Annotated in this window: 14 protein-coding genes; 4 read left to right on the top strand and 10 right to left on the bottom strand. The window is 66.7% G+C overall.

From position 1 onward, the window contains the following. The first annotated feature begins 18 nt into the window (after positions 1-18). On the top strand, positions 19-1,242 hold the full coding sequence (gene entS / locus ACWBU6_RS25045) for an enterobactin transporter EntS (RefSeq protein WP_452646042.1): 1,224 nt from the start codon (positions 19-21) through the stop codon (positions 1,240-1,242). A 12-nt stretch (positions 1,243-1,254) separates the two neighbouring features. Here entS and pcaD read toward each other — a convergent pair whose 3' ends face one another. Next, entirely contained in the window at positions 1,255-2,031 is a 777-nt protein-coding gene (pcaD, locus tag ACWBU6_RS25040) for a 3-oxoadipate enol-lactonase (protein WP_452646041.1), read from the bottom strand. Positions 2,032-2,134: 103 nt separating this feature from the next. On the opposite strand from pcaD, the gene ACWBU6_RS25035 reads away from it, so the two are divergent. Beyond that, the gene (locus ACWBU6_RS25035; protein WP_452646040.1) at positions 2,135-3,040 is read left to right on the top strand and encodes a LysR family transcriptional regulator; all 906 of its coding nucleotides are present in this window, start codon (positions 2,135-2,137) and stop codon (positions 3,038-3,040) included. Here the strand turns inward: ACWBU6_RS25035 and ACWBU6_RS25030 are convergent. Next, the gene (locus ACWBU6_RS25030; RefSeq protein WP_452646039.1) at positions 3,003-4,127 is read right to left on the bottom strand and encodes a branched-chain amino acid ABC transporter substrate-binding protein; all 1,125 of its coding nucleotides are present in this window, start codon (positions 4,125-4,127) and stop codon (positions 3,003-3,005) included. The two genes, ACWBU6_RS25035 and ACWBU6_RS25030, sit on opposite strands and share 38 nt — an antisense overlap. Before the next feature lie 188 nt (positions 4,128-4,315). Beyond that, positions 4,316-6,460: a hypothetical protein gene (locus tag ACWBU6_RS25025; RefSeq protein WP_452646038.1), complete on the bottom strand. Its 2,145-nt coding sequence runs from the start codon at positions 6,458-6,460 to the stop codon at positions 4,316-4,318. Positions 6,461-6,595: 135 nt separating this feature from the next. On the opposite strand from ACWBU6_RS25025, the gene ACWBU6_RS25020 reads away from it, so the two are divergent. Both ACWBU6_RS25020 and ACWBU6_RS25015 read left to right on the top strand, forming a co-directional pair. Then, positions 6,596-6,856: a hypothetical protein gene (locus tag ACWBU6_RS25020; RefSeq protein WP_452646037.1), complete on the top strand. Its 261-nt coding sequence runs from the start codon at positions 6,596-6,598 to the stop codon at positions 6,854-6,856. A 15-nt stretch (positions 6,857-6,871) separates the two neighbouring features. After that, positions 6,872-9,151 (top strand): catalase, encoded by a 2,280-nt coding sequence (locus ACWBU6_RS25015; RefSeq protein ID WP_452646036.1) that lies wholly within the window; start codon positions 6,872-6,874, stop codon positions 9,149-9,151. A gap of 10 nt (positions 9,152-9,161) precedes the next feature. Here the strand turns inward: ACWBU6_RS25015 and ACWBU6_RS25010 are convergent, their stop codons facing one another. From ACWBU6_RS25010 to ACWBU6_RS24980, 7 genes are all read right to left on the bottom strand, one after another. Next, a complete protein-coding gene (locus ACWBU6_RS25010; RefSeq protein WP_452646035.1) occupies positions 9,162-9,680 on the bottom strand; it encodes a hypothetical protein in 519 nt (172 codons plus the stop codon). Then, positions 9,677-10,462, bottom strand: coding sequence for an archaeosortase/exosortase family protein (locus ACWBU6_RS25005; RefSeq protein ID WP_452646034.1), 786 nt, complete (start codon positions 10,460-10,462; stop codon positions 9,677-9,679). Before ACWBU6_RS25005 ends, ACWBU6_RS25010 begins: the two co-directional genes overlap by 4 nt. Beyond that, positions 10,459-12,762 carry a VIT domain-containing protein gene (locus ACWBU6_RS25000; RefSeq protein ID WP_452646033.1) on the bottom strand — a complete coding sequence of 768 codons (2,304 nt, stop codon included), beginning with the start codon at positions 12,760-12,762 and terminating at the stop codon, positions 10,459-10,461. The genes ACWBU6_RS25005 and ACWBU6_RS25000 overlap by 4 nt, the downstream gene beginning before the upstream one ends. A 152-nt stretch (positions 12,763-12,914) precedes the next feature. Further along, entirely contained in the window at positions 12,915-13,379 is a 465-nt protein-coding gene (locus ACWBU6_RS24995; protein ID WP_452646032.1) for an AraC family transcriptional regulator, read from the bottom strand. 10 nt (positions 13,380-13,389) lie between these two features. Further along, a complete protein-coding gene (locus tag ACWBU6_RS24990) occupies positions 13,390-16,488 on the bottom strand; it encodes an efflux RND transporter permease subunit (RefSeq protein ID WP_452646031.1) in 3,099 nt (1,032 codons plus the stop codon). A 9-nt stretch (positions 16,489-16,497) separates the two neighbouring features. Beyond that, the gene (locus ACWBU6_RS24985; RefSeq protein WP_452646030.1) at positions 16,498-17,643 is read right to left on the bottom strand and encodes an efflux RND transporter periplasmic adaptor subunit; all 1,146 of its coding nucleotides are present in this window, start codon (positions 17,641-17,643) and stop codon (positions 16,498-16,500) included. 13 nt (positions 17,644-17,656) lie between these two features. Beyond that, the gene (locus ACWBU6_RS24980; protein WP_452646029.1) at positions 17,657-19,060 is read right to left on the bottom strand and encodes an efflux transporter outer membrane subunit; all 1,404 of its coding nucleotides are present in this window, start codon (positions 19,058-19,060) and stop codon (positions 17,657-17,659) included. Between the last annotated feature and the right edge of the window lie 50 nt (positions 19,061-19,110).

Below are 19,110 nucleotides of genomic sequence, written 5' to 3'. Positions count from 1 at the left end.
GAAGAAGAGGAAAAAAGTATGAAACTGTTTGTTGACCTTGGCCTGCTGCGCCGCAACCGGGACTTCCGCAGCGTGTTCATCGCGCGCAGCATATCGCTGCTGGGACTTGGCATGCTGTCGGTGGCCGTGCCGATGCAGGTCTACGCCCTGACTGGCGACAGCCTGCAGGTCGGGCTGGCGCTGGCGCTGGAGGGCGGCGGCATGTTTGCCGGCCTGCTGCTGGGCGGCGTGCTGGCCGATCGCTACGACCGCCGCAAGCTGATCCTGCTGGCGCGCGCCATTTGCGGCCTGGGCTTCCTCGGCCTGGCGGCAAATGCCTGGCTGCCAGCGCCGTCCTTGTGGGCAGTCTGCATCCTCTCGGCCTGGGACGGCTTTTTTGGCGCCCTGGGCGTGACGGCGCTGCTGGCCTGCATGCCGGCCATTGTAGGGCGCGAAAACCTGATGCAGGCGCGCGCGGTGAACATGGTCTCGATGCGGCTGGCGACGGTGATTTCGCCGGCCATCGGCGGCATGCTGATCGCCGCCACGGACGTGGGCTGGGCCTACGCCATCGCCGCCATCGGCACCGGCCTGACCCTGCTGCCGCTGCTGCGTCTTCCGTCCATGCTGCCGCAGCATGCGGGCGACGAGCATCCACTGCGCGCCCTGGCCGACGGCGTACGATTCCTGTCCACCAGCCCGGTGCTGGCGGCAACGGTGCTGGTCGGCACGCTGGTCACCTTGACCACGGCGGTGCGCGTGCTGTTCCCGGCCATGGCGCCGGGCGCGCTGGAGCTGGGACTGATGTACTCCGCGGTGTCACTGGGCGCTACGCTGGGCGCCATCATCAGCGGCTGGACCGAGCGCCTGCAGCGGCCCGGCCAGGCCATGATTGCGGCCAGCCTTGCCGCTTTTGCCTGCCTGATGCTGCTGGGCGCCCAGCCGTCATTCCCGCTGGTGTTGGCTTTGCTGGCCTGCTTCGGCTACAGCGTTTCGATCGCATCGCTGCTGCAGTATGGCCTGGTGCAGGGCCATACGCCGGACCACTACCTGGGACGCGTGAACGGCCTGTGGGCGGCGCAGGACGCAGCTGGGGATTCGCTGGCCACGATCGGCATCGGCCTGCTGGGCAAACTGCTGTCGGCCACGGCGGGCATCTTCGTGCTGGGCGCCACCGCAGGCGTGCTGGGCCTGGCGATGCTGGGCCTGTGCAAGCAGCTGCGCACCGTGCCGCTGAACGACCCATCGCTGCCCACAGCTTGAAAGACGGGCAAGTCAGCGCAGGAAGCCCAGCACGGCTGCGCTGAATTCCTCCGGCATCTCGATGTTCGACAGGTGTACCGTCGGCAGTGTCACCAGGCGTGCGCCGGGGATGGCCGCCGCGATCTCGGCACCATGCCGGGCCGAGGTCACGGTGTCGTCGCGCCCGGCGATCACCAGGGTTGGCGCTTCGATCAGCCCGATGGTGCGGCGCAAATCCGCGTCGCGCACCGCTGCCAGGCTGGCGGCGAGCCCCTGGTTTTCCGTTGCCAGCAGCATGGCGCGGAATTTGCCGACCGTAGCATGCCGTGCGGCCAGCATGTGTGGGGGGAACCATCGGGAAAGGAAGCCTTCGGCGGTATCGCGCATGTCGGGCGCGGCACGCACGGCAGTAATCTGCTCGTCAAAGCCTTCCGGCCCCAGGCTGGCGGCGGTATTGGCCAGGACCAGGCGCCCGATGCGTTCGGGCGCATGGATGGCCAGCCATTGGCCGATGAAGCCGCCCAGGGAAAGGCCGAGGAAGTGCGCGCGCCGGATGCCGAGGGCATCCATCAGCTCGAGTACGTCGCGGCCAAGGCGGTCGAGCGAATAGTCGCCGGCCGGCACGTCCGATGCTCCGTGGCCGCGCGTGTCGAAGCGCAGCACGCGGAAATGCTGCGACAGCGCGCCGACTTCACCATCCCACATGCGGTAGCTGGTGCCGATGGAGTTCGACAGGATCAGGACAGGCAGGTGCCCTGCGCCGTCGAAGCGGTAAGCAATGCGGACATTGTCGCCGGTGGTGATGAACATGGTACTGGCCCTTTCGATGGGTAGTTGATAGACCAGATCCTAGGTGCGCCAGCCGCGGAAATATATTATAAAGTTCGGCAAATCCTTGTAAGAAAAGTGGACAATGAGCACATTCACACTGCATGACCTGCAATGCTTCGACGCGGTGGCGCGCAGCGGCGGGTTCCAGCCTGCCGCCGAGCTGTTGCACCGCTCCCACCCTGCCGTGCACGCAGCGCTTACCCGCCTGGAGCAGCAAACCGGCCTGCAACTGCTGGACCGCAGCGGCTACCGTGTCGCGCTGACACCGGCCGGCAAGTCCTTTCATCGCAAGGCGCAGGCCACACTGACGGAAATGGCCGGGCTGCAGGTGCACGCGCGGCAACTGGCAATGGGTGAGGAAGATGAACTGCGCGTGGTTATCGGCGATATCTGCCCGCAGCGCGAGGTACTGGCGACGCTGGCCGGGTTCTTCCGCGGCCGGCCGGCGACGCGCCTGCATGTGCAGGTGGAGACGGTCAGCGGACCGGCCGAGCGGCTATACGATGGCGACGCGGACCTTATCGTGCATGGCGTCGACCAGGGCGATCCGCGCATTGAATGGGTGCCGCTGGCGAAGATCCCCTTCGTGCCTGTGGTGGCGCCGGGCTTCCTGCGTTTTGCCGTGTCCCGCGCAATCAAGCCCGCGCAATTGCGCCAGTACACCCAGTGCATCATCCGCGACACCGCGCGCCATACGCAGGGCAGAGACTATTTCGTGGTCGAGGGGGCGAGCTGGTGCTCGGTGCCGGACCAGCAAATGAAGAAGGAAATCATCCTGCAAGGCCTGGCCTGGGGCCATTTGCCGCGTTTCCTGGTGGAGCGTGAACTGGAGGAGGGGAGTTTGCTGTCGATCGCCGGCAGGTACCTGCCGGGCAGCGTGGAGCAACTGGCGGCTGCGCGCCTGAGTGACCGGCCGCACGGGCCGGTCGCTCAGGAATTATGGGAATTCCTCAGTAGCTCGAAATCGCAGCCGGCTGGCCGTTCTTGAAATTGAAGATGGTTACCGGCGAAGACTTCATATCGCCTTTGGCATCGAACGCGTAGGTGCCCGACACGCCCTTGTAGCTGCCGGCGGAAATATCGGCGCCAACCTTGGCCGGATCGGTCGAATTCACCTTCTGCATCGAGGCAGCGTACATCAGCACGGCATCGTAGTAGGCCGAAGCATAGACGTCGGGTTCCGCGTTGAAGCGCTTCTTGAACTTGGCCTTGAAGGCCGGGCCGGAAGCCGCCTTTTCCAGCAAGGCGCCGCCTTGCGCGCACAGCACGTTGTCGCCGACGGCATCGCCGCCCAGCTTGCCCATTTCAGCGGTGCAGATGGTATCGCCGCCCAGCAGCTTGGCCGGGATGCCAAGCTGCTTCATCTGGCGCGCCATCGGCGCACCTTGCGGAGCATAGCCGCCGAAGAAAATGGCCTGCACGTTCTTCGACTTCAACTTGGTCAGGATGGAAGTGAAGTCGACCGCCTTGTCGGTGGTGTATTCGTGGCCGGCCACCTGCAGTCCGGAAGCCCGTGCCTGCTTCTTGAATTCTTCCGCCAGTCCCTGGCCGAATGCAGTACGGTCGTCGATCACGGCGACGTTCTTCACCTTCAGCTCATTGGCGGCATAGAGCGCCATCTTGGAACCGAGCTGGGTATCGCTGGCGTTGATACGAAAGATATTCTTGTAACCTTGTTGCGTTAACTTGGGGTTGGTCGCAACTGGTGCGATCAGGGTGCCGGCTTCGTTGTAGATGCGGGAGGCTGGAATGGCGACGCCGGAGTTGTATGGACCGACCACGTACTTGACGCCTGCATCGGCCAGCTTCTGCGCGGCGGAGACGCCGGCTTTCGGGTCGCCCTGGTCGTCTTCCGACATCAGTTCGAATTTGATTTTCTTGCCGCCGACGGTGATCGGCTTGGCGTTCAGTTCTTCGACGGCCAGACGGGCACCGTTTTCATTGTCTTTGCCGGAAAACGCTTGTGCGCCGGACAGCGGGCCGCTATGGCCGATCTTTACCACCATGTCCTGCGCGCAGGCGCCAGCGGCCATTGCCAGCAGCGCCACTGCGCTTACCGAGTGCTTCAGCTTCATCGAAGGGTCTCCCTTTGTTTGTCGATGGCGTGATTATCCACAATCCGGGCGGCGCGGCAAGCCGCACTGCATCATGCCGGAATGCGGCAAGGCAATCGATGAAGGGCGGCCCGGCTTCGATTCTGCTGTGTTCTGCCCACTGGGCGATTAAAACGGCATAGCGGCCCTGTCACCGCGGCTATGGGGCCTTACGCATTGTTGTCGATGCGGCTGCCCGGTGCCGGCGTTGTCGCCGGTGCCGTGGCGGGCGCCGCAGCTTGGCGCGTTCCCTGGGGCCGCGCGCCTTGGCCTGGCGTGCCGCCGCCAGACGCGCCGCCGGCCGTGCCGCCTGGCGCACCGCCGGCCGGACCGCCCCCCGCCTGCGTGCCCGCTTCGGCATTCTGGCCGGCAGCCGACTCGCCGGCGCGCTGGACGGGACGCGACTGGACTGGTGCGACAGGAGTGGTGGCCGGCACGGCGACCGGTGCGGGGACCGCTTCGATCGGCGGTGCCGCCGCGGGCGGCCGCCCTGCCGCTGCCGCGATATCGCCGCTACGGTAGGCGGCCACCGCGGCCGCGATGGCCGGGTCGGCGGCCTGCTGACGTTGCGCTTGCAGCGTCGTTGGCGCGGCGGCGCGGCGCGCTGCCTCGGCAGCGCGGGCGGCGCGTTCGGCTGCGGTGTTGGCTTCCTGGGCGGCGGCTGCCGTGCTGGCCGTCGCCCCGGCGATGGTGGGGACAGCTTGGCCGATGCCGGCGCCTGCTGCCGCTGCCGGGCCTGGACCGGGAGCGATGCCGGTCGGCGTCGCGCCGCTGACTTGCGGACCGGCTGCGCTGATGCCGGCTTCCGGCGGCCGGATTGCCGTGTTGCCGGGTGGTACGGCGCCGGCCGGTGCGGCCGGGGCGCCTGCGCTGGCAGGGTTTGGCGGCGCGCCAGGGGGGGCTATGGCGGCGTTGCTGGTCAGGGATGCTGCGGCTTGCGCGGCTGCCTGCGCTTCGCGCAGCGCTTGCCGGCGGGCTTCCAGGCGGACTTCGGCCTGCTCGTTTGCGATGTCACGGGAAATATCGGCGGCTTCCTCCAGGCGCTGGGCGGTCAGGCGGTCTTGCAGCGACAGCGCCTCGGTTGTCAGTGCAGCCCGGGTCCGTTCGGCCTCTTCGGCAACGCGGCGCGCTTGTGCCGCAGTGGCGTTAACTTGGACTTGTCGTGTACGTGCGGCGCTTGTCGCGGCTTCGGATGCCTGGGCTTCCTGCGCGGCCGGCGTCGCGGTGCCGCTGCCAGGGGCGCCGGCCGGGCCGGGCAATACGCCCGCACCAGCCTCCCTTGCAGCTTCCTGCCGCATCCGTGCCAGGCGGGCGTCGCTGGCTGCAGTGGCCGCGGCTTCGCTGCTGGAATCGGCCGCCTGCTGACGGGCCAGCGTGAGCCGCGCGTCGGTGGCTGCGATGGTTTCGGCTTCAGCGTTGATGGTTGCCGCCTGCTGGCGGGCGAGGGCGAGCCGCGCCGCGATCAATTCCTCCGACTCGGCAGTTTCGGCCTGTTCGGCGACCAGGCGGCGCGCAGTATCCAGGCGATCGGCGGCGGCACGTTCGGCACGGGTGCGGCCAAGCTGGCTGGTTTCGGCTTCCTGCAGGGCGGCGCGGCGGGCGGCTTCGAGGCGGTCCGCCAGGGCCTGGGCGGCGCGGTCCTCTTCGCGCGTGCTTTCCAGTTGCCGCGTGGCAGCGGCCTGCGTTTCGGCGAGGCGCTGCTGCTGCGTATCTTCCAGCTCATTGGCAGCCAGGGCCGCGCTGGCAAGCCGCCGGGTTTCCGTTGCCTGCTGCGCGGCGATGCGCTGTTGCGTGCTCAGTTCTGCCAGGTTGGGCGATGCGGCGGCAGGGGCATCGTCCCCTGCCGCCAGTGCCAGTGCGGCGGCGTTGGGCTGGGTAGCGGCAGCGGCGTCGGCTACTGCGCCCAGTGCGTCCCCCAACGCCGATAGCGCGCGCTGCGGCGCCGCGTTGAACGCGGTCGACAGCGTGCCCTCGTCGGCCGATAGGGTGCCGCCGCTGGCGACGTCGATGCCGGCCTGCCTGAGCGCGGGCTGCTGCGATGCCAGCACGCCGCCCAGGATGGGCGGCGCATTGGCATTCATGTTCTCGACTACCTGCTGTGCCGCCGCCGCAAACGCGGCCGCGTCGCCGCCTTCAGTGGCCAGCTCACGCAGCCGCCGTTGCGCCAGCACCAGGTTGGACAGGAACAGTCCAAGCGACGACACCGTAGGCGTCGCATTGGCGGGAGACGGCGCGGCAGCGGCAGGCACAACACGGTCGCCCGGCGTTGCCGGCGTGACCGTGGTGGCGCTCGAGACAGGGTCGATAGGAATCACGCGGCACCTTTCAACGGGGACAATTTCAGGTTGCCAGAAATCGCCGCCGCGCATCGTTAGCTGGCGCACGGTGGATGCAGGCGTGCGGCCTTATCTTGACCCTTCCACAGCAACCAAACGATGAGGAACCCGATCATGGACAACAACATCACCCGCAGCGACAGCCCAGCCAAAGACCTGCGCGCCGGCATGCACAGCACCATCGATAAGGTGGCCGACAACATCACCAGCATCACCGACCAGGTGGGCGCCAAGGGCGACCAGTTGAATGCCGCCTATAAACGTTTTGCAGAATCCGGCCGCAATTACGTGCGCCAGAGCCCCGGCAAATCGTTGCTGGTGGCGCTGGCCGCCGGCTACGCCGTCTCCAAGCTGCTCGGTTCGCGCAAGCATTGAGCCGGGGAGCGCGCCGTGCCCACGACCAAACCTGACCCGGCTAAACGCGGCGCCGGACTGGCCGCGCGATTCCCCTACAACGTCAACAAGGCTGCGGAGCATGGCGCGGGCATTCCGCCCGCCGGCGCCTCGGCCAGTCCTGCGGACCCGCTGGATACCGCCAGCACCGCCAGTGAAAGCGCCGCTTCGCCGAAAGCCGGCGCCGGAGTGCCACCGCAGGGCGCCAACTCCAATAACGCCCCGCTGGACCGTGTACGCACCGATGGCGGCGGCCGCCCGCTCACCACCAACCAGGGCGTGCCGGTTTCCGATAACCAGAACTCGCTGAAGGCCGGCCTGCGCGGTCCGGCGTTGCTGGAAGACTTCATCCTGCGCGAAAAGATCACGCACTTCGACCACGAGCGCATTCCTGAGCGCGTGGTGCATGCCCGCGGCTCCGCGGCGCATGGATTTTTCGAGTGCTACCGCGAACTGTCCGACCTGACGCGCGCCGCGCCTTTCGCAGCAGCAGGCAAGCGCACGCCGGTCTTTGTGCGTTTCTCCACCGTGGCCGGCGAGCGCGGCTCCACCGATACCGCGCGCGACGTGCGCGGCTTCGCCGTCAAGTTTTATACCGATGATGGCAACTGGGACCTGGTCGGCAACAACATCCCCGTTTTCTTCATCCAGGACGCGATGAAATTCCCGGACCTGGTGCATGCGGTCAAGCCCGAGCCGCACCATGCCATGCCGCAGGCCGCCAGTGCCCATGACACCTTCTGGGACTTCGTATCCCTGATGCCGGAATCGATGCATATGCTGATGTGGGTGATGTCCGACCGCGCGATACCACGCAGCTTCCGCACCATGCAAGGCTTCGGCGTGCATACTTTCCGTCTGGTGAACTCAGCCGGGCAGACGCGTTTCGTGAAATTCCACTGGCTGCCCAAGCAGGGCACCTATTCGCTGGTATGGGACGAAGCAGTGCGCATCTCCGGCGCCGATCCCGATTTCCACCGCCGCGACCTGTGGGAATCCATCGAGATGGGCGACTACCCGGAATGGGAGCTGGCGCTGCAAGTCTTCACGGAAGAAGAGGCAGCCGAATTCCCGTTCGACGTGCTGGACCCGACCAAGATCGTGCCGGAGGAAATGGTGCCGCTGCAGGTGGTCGGCCGCATGGTATTGGACCGTAACCCCGACAACTTCTTCGCCGAAACGGAGCAGGTGGCGTTCTGCGCAGCGCACATTGTCCCCGGCATCGACTTCAGCAACGATCCGTTGCTGGCAGGCCGCATCCACTCCTATGTGGACACCCAGATCAGCCGCCTGGGCGGCCCCAATTTCCATGAGATCCCGATCAATGCCCCGGTCGCGCAAGTGCACAACAACCAGCGCGATGGCATGCACCGGCAGGCGATCCACCGCGGCCGCGTAGCCTACGAACCGAATTCGCTGGGCGGCGGTTGCCCGTTCCAGGCCGGACGCATGGGCTTCATGTCTTTCCCGGAGCCGGTGCAGGAAGATAAAGTGCGCGGCAAGCCGGAACTGTTTGCCGACCACTATTCGCAGGCACGCCTGTTCTGGCAAAGCCAGACGCCGGTGGAACAGATGCACATCGCCCATGCGTTCAGCTTCGAGTTGAGCAAGGTGCAGGTGCCAGCGATCCGCGAACGCACCTTGTCCATGCTGGTCAACGTCGATGCGGTGCTGGCTGACATGGTGGCGCTGCGCCTGGGGACCAGCGCGCCGGACCCGCAACCGATGGCCACTACGCGCGAGCTGCCCACGTACCAGCCGTCGCCGGGCCTGTCGCTCATGACGCGGCCCGGGCAGACCGGTATTCGCGGGCGCAAAGTGGCTATCCTGGTTGCGCCCGGATGCGATGAAGCGATGGTCGCTTCACTCCAGGCCGAGCTGGAAGCCCAGGGGGCGGTCACGCGCCTGGTCGGGCCCCGTGTCGGCATGGTTGGCGCACTGGAAGCCGACATGTCCCTGGAAACCGGCCCGGCGGTACTGTTCGACGCCATGCTGGTGCCTGACGGCGATGCCGCTGTCGAAACCCTGGCCGCCAACGCGTTGGCGGTGGAATTCGTTACCCTGCAATACCGCCACTGCAAACCGCTGATGGTGGTTGGCGCGGGGGCCACGCTGCTGGCGGCGGCAGGCATTCCGGCAACCTTGCCAGGCGGCGTACCCGACCCCGGCCTGGTGGGCACGGCACCGGCCGACCTGCAAGCCGCGCTGGCGGCATTCATCTCAGCCCTGGCGGGCCCGCGCGTCTTCGACCGGGAAACCGATCCGCCGGTAGTCTGAATGCCGGCGGCTAATTGCCGATGTTCGTCGCAACGGTGACGGCCCACCACGGGCCGTCCGTCCGGCCCAGTTGCGCGGCCCAGTACCAGGCCGAGACGTCGCTCCACTGCCCGCCGTGGCCATCGGCAATGCGTTCGCGCACTTCCAGCTTTTGTGCTCCGCGCGAGGCAGTGAAACCCGACCAGCGCTCATTGCCGACGATTTTCACCGGCTGCACCGTGAGGTCGTAGCCGTTCGCCTTGAAACAGTCGCTGCTTGCATGCAGCTTGCGCGTGCCCTGGTCCACCCAGCGGATCACGATCTCACGCTCGCCATCGCTGAAGCGGCCCACCCGGCCGGGAAAGTTCTGCTGGAAGCGCAGCTCAATCGGGGTGAGGGGAAGCGGCGTAAGCTTCCGGCCTTCAAAGCTTGCGGGCCATCCAGGGAAACCAGCTATTGCGCGCGTGCCTGCATTGCTTTCGAAAACCAGGGGCGCGAGTGCAGCCAGGACGCATAATCCGGCGAAAGCAATGGTGGTGAAAGATCTCATGCCTTGCGTTTCTCCAGTTGCTGGGTGATGAAAAGAATGCCCGCACCCGCGGCAGCAAAGCTGAAGATGCCGATGGCATCGTGCGCCGATGCCGGCAGGTGCACGATACCGGTCTCCACATAGAACAATGCCGTGGCGCGGATGGCGTTGGCCACGACGACGGCGATGACTGCCAGCGTCAGCGCGGCCGCCGTGCGAAGCGGCGACAAGCGGACAGCGCCTGCCAATGCGCTCGCCAGCAGCAGGCCGGCCCACAGCATTTTCACGCCGCTGCATGGAGCGTCGATGGAAACAAGTTGTCCATGCCATGCCAGCATGGCACCTTCGCGCGCCACAGCGATGCCGTTCATGCGCAGCAGGAATACCGACAGGTCGCCGGCGATCACGCGCAGCGGATATCCGAGGTAGAACTGCAAGGTTGCGGCAAACGGCAGCGCAAGGATGCACAGTGCGAACAAGGGCACGTCGAATCGCTTCCCCAGCCGGTAACTGCTGGCCAGCGCGGTGACGGCCAGCGCCAGGAGCAGGGAACGCGCCGGCACGGGAACCAGGCAGGCGGTGGCGGCAAGATACGCGGCCAGGCATGCGCACGGCAACAGCAGCGGGCGCGGCACCACTTCCCGCTTCGGCGCAAACGCGACGATGGCGCCTGCCGCGGCTGCCGCCAGCATTCCGGCGCTGTCGTTCGAACCGTCCAGGGTACCCCGGGCGAACCAGAGCAGCACGGGCCAACATGCCAGGCATAGCGCGGCCAGCAGCAAGATGAATGGCGGCGCTTTCATTGGGCGCGGGAGCGGCGGTGCCATGCCAGCATGAGCGTCGCCACCAGGATCAGCATCCAGGTCTCCGGTTCCGGAATGGTTGGTACGCTGCCCGGCGGGACAGGCTCCAGGCCGGCATCGTCATACTGCTCGCGGGTTTCCAGTACGACGGCGCCCGATACGGAAGTCACCAGCTGGTAGCGGGTCGCCAGCGCGACGGCAGCGCCGTTCCGGGCCGGGTTCGCGCTCATTGCGGTGACTTCGCTCGCCGCCCACAAGCGCGCAAGGTGCTCGGAAGTGCGGCTCGATTGCGTCATACCCGCGGCGCCGCGCCGCTCCCTCAGCAGGACGGCTTGGGTGGCTCCCGGCTGCCATTGCGCGAACAGCTTGCCCAGGTCCCCGGCCAGGTTGCCGAAGCCCGGTACTGCGCTCACGCCCTGCAGTTGCTGCGCAAGGACATTTGGCCCGCGTTCCACCGCCACGTCGTAGATGGCGACCTGGCTTGCGCGGCGTTCGAAGCGCTGCCGCAAGGCGCCTGCCGACGGGACTGCCACCGGCTGTGCGCCATGGATCCATACGATCGCCCCGCGGGACGACATGCTGGCCCAGTCCCACGCCGCACCCAGCGCGTCGCTGTTGTCCCGTCCACCGGCAAAGTCCAGCTGCGCGATGTACTGGCGGGTGAGAAGCGGATTGGCGGCATCGTGGAGGAACAGCGACGGCTTCTCGTCTCCGGCAAAAACGATGGCCACCTCGATATTCCTGGGGAAGGCTGCGAGGGCATCAAGCAATTGCCGCTTCTGTTCCCGCATCGACGATGATCCATCGATGACCAGCGCAAGCCGCTGCGGCGCAGTGGCGGCGGCTTCGCTGTATACCTGGACGACGGCCTTGCCGTCATTGCCTTTCCCGTCGGCGCTCCAGGCGAGGGGCGCCGGCCGTGCACCTGGCGCCCAGATTGTATGCATCGGGTGCGCGGCCGCGGGCTCTGCCAGCTCGCCGCGAACGGCGTACAGGCCGCGCGGTCCCGCTTGTGCGGAGAGGCCCGGGCTGCCTTTCAGGGGAGCCTGCGATTCGAACCACACGGCGTGGCGCAAGTCCGGCGCGAGGTCGAAATTGCGTTCGCTGAAGGCCGGCAATTGCAGATGCATGGCGTCGTGGCCGGGTGGAGCCATGGGAACAGTGATGCCGAGACGGATTTTCATATTGCCCGACGGAGGAATCGGGAACATCTGCACCAGTATCCGGTCATTGCCTGCGGTAGTGACCAGCAGGGGATCGCGGCTCTGGCGAACCACTTTCGTGTAGGCTTCGCGTACTTGCGCGCGGCCACCGAATGCGGCTTCGCGCTCTTCGCCATCAATCCATAACGTGGCGCGGGAAACTATGCCACCGGGGGGCAGCATGATTTCGGCGCGGCCTTCCTGCTGGCTCGCCGACTTGTTCTGCAGCTCCATCGTCCACTCCATGTAGCCCAACGCGGCGTTGGCATCGAGCGATCCATCCATGCGCGAGGCGACAAGGGTAACGTCGTTGATGCGCTGGCCTACGCTGGCGCCGCCCAGGTCGCCGTCGAACGTGCGCTCCCACTCGCGCATCGAACGGCGCACCGGGGCTGGATGGGAGTTGAATACGGTCCCCGTCACCTGGTAGAAGGTGGTCCGCGCTTGCTGCGGATCGCTCTCCATCTGGCCTGCGACCAGGGTGCCCAGCAAGTCCGTTGCCTGCCCGTTCTGGTGGTAGCAAAGGCGCAGCATCAAGTCCTCATCCCCAACCTTGCGCAGGAGCTTGATACCGCGCAGGCGCGTTTCGGCAGAGTCCGATGCTGCCATCTGCATGCCGATGCGTGTCAAGGTAGACGGGGCATCCGCAGCCAGCAGCACAAGGAACGCAAGCGCGACGCCCTGCCATAGCTTGCCAGGCAGCTGGCCGTGTCGCGCTTTCATTGCCTTCCTGGCGAATATGACGCAGGCCACGGCAAATATTGGCGAGAGGCCAAGCAGGCCGATACCGAAGGCGATAACCGCGAATGCGGCAATCGGGGATATTGGCAGGAACACCAGGCTGTAAAACATGGCGACGCCGGCCGAAAAAGCATGGAACCAGCTCCAGCGGGGCGGCAAGGCTTCACCGCGCACCAGCGCCAGCGAAAGCCGCACGTTTGCCGCCGGTATGGTGGCGTACAAGGCGAAATGAAACGGCGTGGGCAGGGGATCGAAGAAGATCTGGCGGCACATGCCGGTGATCGATTCAAACAGCAGCGCAGCTATAGGCAACGCAACCCCAAACAGCGAGATGAAGGCGATGGTACCGCGGGGCATGCGGTACGTGGATGGCGGGTTTTCTGATGCGGGTATCGCTGGCATTGCGCTTCCGGTAATGGATGGTGGAGGCGCAATTGTGGCTTAAGATTGTGCGTAGAGTATGCGTTCCGTGTGAAGCTGCGCATGGGACAGCCCGCGCGCAGCCTTTCCTAGTCGATCGGGATGAACAGCTCGCAGGCAAATTCGCCTGTTGCCGGGTCGGCGCTAAAGTCGGCCGCATAACGCTCAAAGCAAGGGCCCGGGCGGCTTGCCAGCCCCGCCGCGGGCAAGCCCTCGCTGTAAAAGGCCTGCCACACTTCCCCGATGCCGGCCGGTGCGCCGTAATAGTCCACCACCGCGTAGCGGCCGCCGGGGATGGTTGCCAGCGTTGCGGGCGGCGGCGCCGGGTCGTCGTGTCCGACTTCGACGCAGGCGTCGTAGCGGCATTTCTCAGGCGGCGTGGTGCCGGGATCGTCCATCGCCACGCCGTAGGTGACTCGCCCCAGCAGGCCGTTCGTTTGCATCCATGGCGCCACGACGCCGCGCCAGAACTCGCCCAGCGCCGGGCCGAAGGGACCAGTGTGGCGCAAACAGGCTACGCGGACAGGTTCGGTCTCGACGGCGCGGACTTTCATGGCAGGTTCCTTATTCGGCGAGCGGCGCCGCTGCATGCTTGTGCGGCTTGCGCAGTTTGTGCACGATGCGCTTGATCAGGTGTTCGGCATCGTCCACATAGGTGAACACGGCCGGCACCACCAGCAGCGACAGCAGGGTTGAGGTGATCAGGCCGCCGATCACGGCAATCGCCATCGGCGAGCGGAAGCTCGGGTCGGCGCCCCAGCCCAGGGCCAGCGGCATCATGCCGGCGCCCATGGCGATCGTGGTCATCAGGATCGGGCGGCTGCGCTTGTGGCAGGCATCGACCAGCGCATCGAAGCGGCTCATGCCTTCGGCGCGCGCCAGGATCGCGTAGTCGACCAGCAGGATCGAGTTCTTGGTCACAATCCCCATCAGCATAATCAGGCCGATCATGGACGGCATCGACAGCGCTTTCTGCGTCACCAGCAGGGCCACGAAGGCGCCGCCGATCGACAGCGGCAGTGCCGCCAGGATGGTCAGCGGCTGCAGGAAGTCGTGGAACAGCAGCACCAGCACGCCGTAGATGCACAGCACGCCGATCAGCATGGCGATGCCGAAGCTGGCGAACAGGTTCTGCATCTCCTGCGTATCGCCCAGTTCCGCGCGGGTCACCGTTGGCGGCAGGTTTTTCATTGACGGCAACTGGCGCGCTTCCTCATCCAGTTCGCCCAGCGAACGGCTGCCCAGCTCCACGTCCAGCGTCACGTTGCGGCTGCGGTTCAGGCGGTCGATCTGGGCCGGGCCGGAATCCATGGTGATGGTCGCCACATTGGCCAGCATCACCGGGCCGTTGCGGCCCGGCACGGTCAGGCGCCCGATGGCGTCGAGGTCGGCGCGCACGCTGTCCGGCAGCTTGACGCGGATCGGCACCTGGCGTTCGGCCAGGTTCATCTTGGTCAGCTCGAAGTCGTAGTCGCCGGCGGTGGCCACGCGCACCGTCTCGCCAATGGCGTTGGCGGTAACGCCCAGGTCGGCGGCCCTGGCAAAGTCGGGGCGCACGATGATTTCCGGGCGCACCAGCGAAGCGCTGGAACTCACGTTGCCGATGCCTTGCAGGGTGCGCAGGTCGCGTTCGACCTTGCGTGCCGATTCGATCAGCGCGACAGGATCTTCCGAGCGCAGCACGAGCTGCATCTTCACGCCGGTATCGGGCGGGCCCACGGTGAAGCGGGCGCCGGGCAGGGTGGAGAGCTTCTCGCGGATCATGTCGTCGATCTCGGGCATCGATTCGTTGCGGTCGTTGCGGTGCTTGGTGGTAATGGTCAGCACGGCGCGGCGCGCCTCCGCTGCGGCGCCCGGTGCGAAAGCATCGCCCGAAGAACCGCCGCCGATGGAGCTGAACACATTGGTCACCGGCTTCACTTCCATGATGGCCAGGCGCGCGCGTTCGGCAATGGCGCGGGTCTCCGCCAGCGTGGAGCCGGGCGGCAGTTCCAGGTTGACCATGGTCTGGCCGCGGTCGGCCGGCGGCACGAAGCCGGTCGGCAGCAGGCCTACCAGCATGATCGAGCCAATGAAGAAGGCGCCGGCCGCCAGCGAGGTCTTGCCGCGGTTTTGCAGGCACCAGCGCATGGTTTTCATGTAGCGCTGCATGATCCAGCCGTCCTCCTGTTGCGGCTTGTCGGTCGCTTTCAGGAGGTGTGCCGCCATCATCGGCGTCAGCAGGCGCGCCACGACCAGCGATGCCAGCACCGCCAGCACTGCCGCCCAGCCGAACTGCTTGAAGAACTTGCCCGGAATGCCGCCCATGAAGGCGGTGGGCAGGAACACGGCAACCAGGGCAAAGGTGGTGGCAATCACCGCCATGCCGATTTCATCGGCCGCTTCCAGCGCGGCCTGCATCGGCGTCTTGCCCATGTGCAGGTGGCGCTCGATGTTCTCGATTTCCACGATGGCGTCGTCCACCAGAACGCCGACCACCAGGGCCAGCGACAGCAGCGTCACGGTATTCAGCGTAAAGCCCATCCAGTACATGCCGAGGAAGGCTGGCAGCACCGAAAGCGGCAGTGCCGATGCGGCCACCAGCGTGGCGCGCCAGTCGCGCAGGAACCACCACACCACCAGCACGGCCAGGATGGCGCCTTCGTACAGAAGCTCCATCGAGCCGTCGAAGTTTTCGTCCACCGGTTCGGCGTTGTCGATCGATTGCGCGATCTCGATGGTCGGATGCGCCTTGCGCAGTTCTTCCACTGCCGCGCGCGAATCGGCGGCGACCTGGGTCTCGCTGGCGCCCTTGGTGCGGAAGATCTCGAAGGCGACCACTTTCTTGCCGTCCTGGGTCGCTTCGGAGCGCGGTTCGGCAATCGTGTCGGTCACATTGGCCACTTGTTCGAGGCGCACATGGCGGCCATCGCCCAGCGGGATATCCATCTGCGACAGTTCCTGTGCGCTTTTCACGGTGGCGATGGTGCGCACCGATTGCTCGGCGCCGCTGATGTCGCCGCGCCCGCCCGGAGCCTCCTTCTGAACCTGGCGCAGCATGCGCGACACGTCCAGCGCGGACACGCGCAGCGCCGCCATGCGCTCGTCATCGAGTTCCACGCGGATCTCGCGGTTCACGCCGCCGACGCGCTTGACGGCGCCGACGCCCGGCACCGACAGCAGCTTCTTGGCGACGGAATTGTCGACATACCAGCTCAGGTCCGCATCGTCGATCTTCGTGCCTTCCTTGGGCGTGACGACAAAGGCCAGGATCACGCGGCCGGCCGTGGACACCTTGCTGACCACCGGGTCGCGCATCTCGCCGGGCATGTCGGCGCGCACCTGGGTCACGGCGTCACGCACTTCATTGACGGCGTCGGACAGGTTCTTCTCGAGGATGAATTCGACGGTGATGGTGGCTGTACCGTCCAGCACCTTGGAGTAGATGTTCTTCACGCCTTGCAGCGTGGCGACCGAATCCTCGATCTTGCGCGCCACCTCGGTTTCCAGCTGGGCCGGCGCGGCGCCCGGCAGGGTGGCGGAAACGGTGACGATCGGCAGTTCGATGTCGGGAAAGTCCTGCACCGGGTTGGCGCGGTACGCCATCCATCCTGCCAGCGACAGCAGGATGAACAGCATGATCGCCGGAACCGGGTGCTTGATTGAGAGGGCTGAAAAATTCACGGCGCCTCCTTAGCGTACTGGCTTGGCCGCCGTGGCCGCTTGCGCCGGCGCGCCGGTATTGCGTACCAGGTCGCCGTCGTTCAGGAAGCCCGCGCCGGCGGCCACGATCTGCGCTTCGGGCGCCAGGCCGGACAGCACTTCGATGCGGTCGCCGATGCGGCGGCCCGGCTGCACCTTGACCTGGCTGACGCGCTGGTCCTGGTTCAGGCGGAACACGTAGCTGAAGCCGTCGCGCACCGTGATCGCCTGTTGCGGCACGGTCAGGGCATCGGATGCGCCCAGCTCGAACTGCCCGGTGGCGAACATGCCGGCCTTGAACGGCGCCTGCTTGGCGGTATTGGGCGGCAGGTCGACGTAGACCAGGGCGGAGCGGGTTTGCGGGTCGATGGTCGGCGCCACCATGCGGATCTTGCCGGTCAGTTCACTGCCGTTGGCAGCCTTGACGAGGGCAGTGCCGCCAACCTTGATGTTGCGCAGGTCGGCAGCCGTGACTTCTGCGCGCCATTCCAGGCGGCCCTGGCGGATCATGCGGAACAATTCGGTGCCGGGACCGGCCACCGCGCCGACGGTGGCGCTGCGGGAGGAAATCACGCCCGCGTCGGGCGCAACCACCCTGGCGTAGCGCAGGCGCAGTTCGGCCGACGCCAGCATGGCTTTGGCGGAAGCGGCGCGTGCCTTCGCGGTGGCTTCGGCGGTGGTGTACTGGCTGACCTGCTGTGCGCTCAGGGCTCCGGTGTCTTCAATCGAGCGGGCGCGGTCGGCATTGGCCTTGGCCTCCGCCGCGGCGGCTTCGGCCTCCATCAGCGCGGCCCTGGCTTGCGCCACTTCCGCCTGCGGGGTTTCCGGCGCAAACACGGCCAGTACCTCGCCCTTGGTGACGACGTCGCCGACGTTCACCTTGACGTCGGACAGGCGCAGGCCGTTCGATTCGCTGCTGATGACAGCTTCCTGCCAGGCAGCGACGTTGCCGTTCGCGGTGAGGCGGATCGGCAGGCTGGTTTTCTGCGGACGGACGGTAGTCACGGTCAGCGAGGGCTTGGCTGCGGCGGGTTTCTTGTCGTCAGCCATGGCGGACGGCACCTGCGCCAGGGCGGCGAGGGCGGCGGCAACGGCGATGGCGGCGACGGCGGGGGTAATGCGGTGCAGTGGTTTCATAGGTTATCCAATCTCATTGCGCTGCGGGCGCGGTCCAGCCGCCGCCTGCTGCACGGTACAGGGCGATCCATGCGGCGCTGCGTTCGCGCTGCAGGTTCACGACTGTGTTCTCTGCGGCCAGCCGCGTACGGCGGGCATCTTCCAGTTCGATCAGGCTGGCCAGCCCGTTCTTGTAGCGTTCTTCGGTCGCGGTGAAGAAGGTGCGGTAGCCTTCCAGGGCGGTTTGCGCATCCTCGGCGCGCTCCTGGGTGCTTTGCAGCGCCACCAGTGCCTGTTCGACTTCCGCCACGGCCTGGCGCACGCTGGCCTTGTAGCCCGACACGGCTGCGTCGTAACTGGCGCGCGAAGCTTCCACGTTGGCACGGCGCACGCCCCAGTCGATGATCGGCAGGGTCATTTGCAGCGGGCCGATGGTCCACACGTTGGCGCTGATGTCCTGGCCTCCCGCGTGCAGACGGCCGCGCCCGACGGAGCCGGATAGCCCAAGCCGCGGCAGGCGCTCGGCCCGCGCACTGGCGACGTCGTAGCTTGCAGCCGCCACTGCGCGCTCGGCGTTGAGCACGTCCGGACGCTGGGCCAGTACCTGGGCCGGCAGCGAATCGATGGCGACGCCGGCGGCCGGCGACAGCGCCGCATTGGCCGAGCTGTCGGCCAGCCGCGCGCGCAGGTCCGGTTCCGGGATGGCGGTCAGCGCCACCAGCACTTTCAACTCGCTGTCGCAGGCGGCGCGTTGGGCCAGCGCGCGGTTGTTGCCGTCGGCGGCGCTGGCGCGGGCCAGGGCATTGGCCGATGTCGACTGGAAACCCGCCTTGGCTGTGATTTCGGTCAGGCGTGCGGTATGGGCGCGCGAGGCAGCGTCCATGCGCGTCACTTCCACCAGCTTCTCGCAGGCGCGCAGGCTGTAGTACTGGTTGGCCGTTTCGGCTGCCACGCTGACGCGGGCTACATGCCAGCCGGCCTGGGCGCCTTCATGGCGCGCGATGGCCGCGTTGCGGCGCGCACGGCCGCCGCCGAACAGGTCGATTTCCCACTGGGCCTGTGCCAGGAGCTGGGTAGTGGTGTTGGTGGGCGCACTGGCTGACTGCTGGCTCATGCGGGTAGACGTCAGCACGCCGGTCAGCGAGGGGGCGAGCGCCGCGCCGGCGGCGGTCCGCTCGGCACTGGCTGCAGCAAAGCGCGCCTGGGCGCTGGCAATGGTGGGACTGGCCGCCTGTGCGGCCTCGATCAATTGCACCAGCAGCGGGTCGGACTGGCGCTGCCACCAGTTTGCCAGTTCACCGGTGCTGCCGTTGTGGGGCAGGGGAGCCTGCCATTGTTGCGGCGCATCCGCCGCGACCTTGTTCGCCGGTCCGGTAACGCCGCAGGCGCCAAGCGCCAGCATTGCCATCACCGATAGCGGGACCTGATATCTCTTCATGCCGTCCTTTCATTTTGCGCAACGTGAATTAGAGCATACAAATCAAACAA

Source organism: Pseudoduganella sp. HUAS MS19, assembly GCF_053615455.1.
This window is presented reverse-complemented; position numbering and strand designations above follow the sequence as displayed.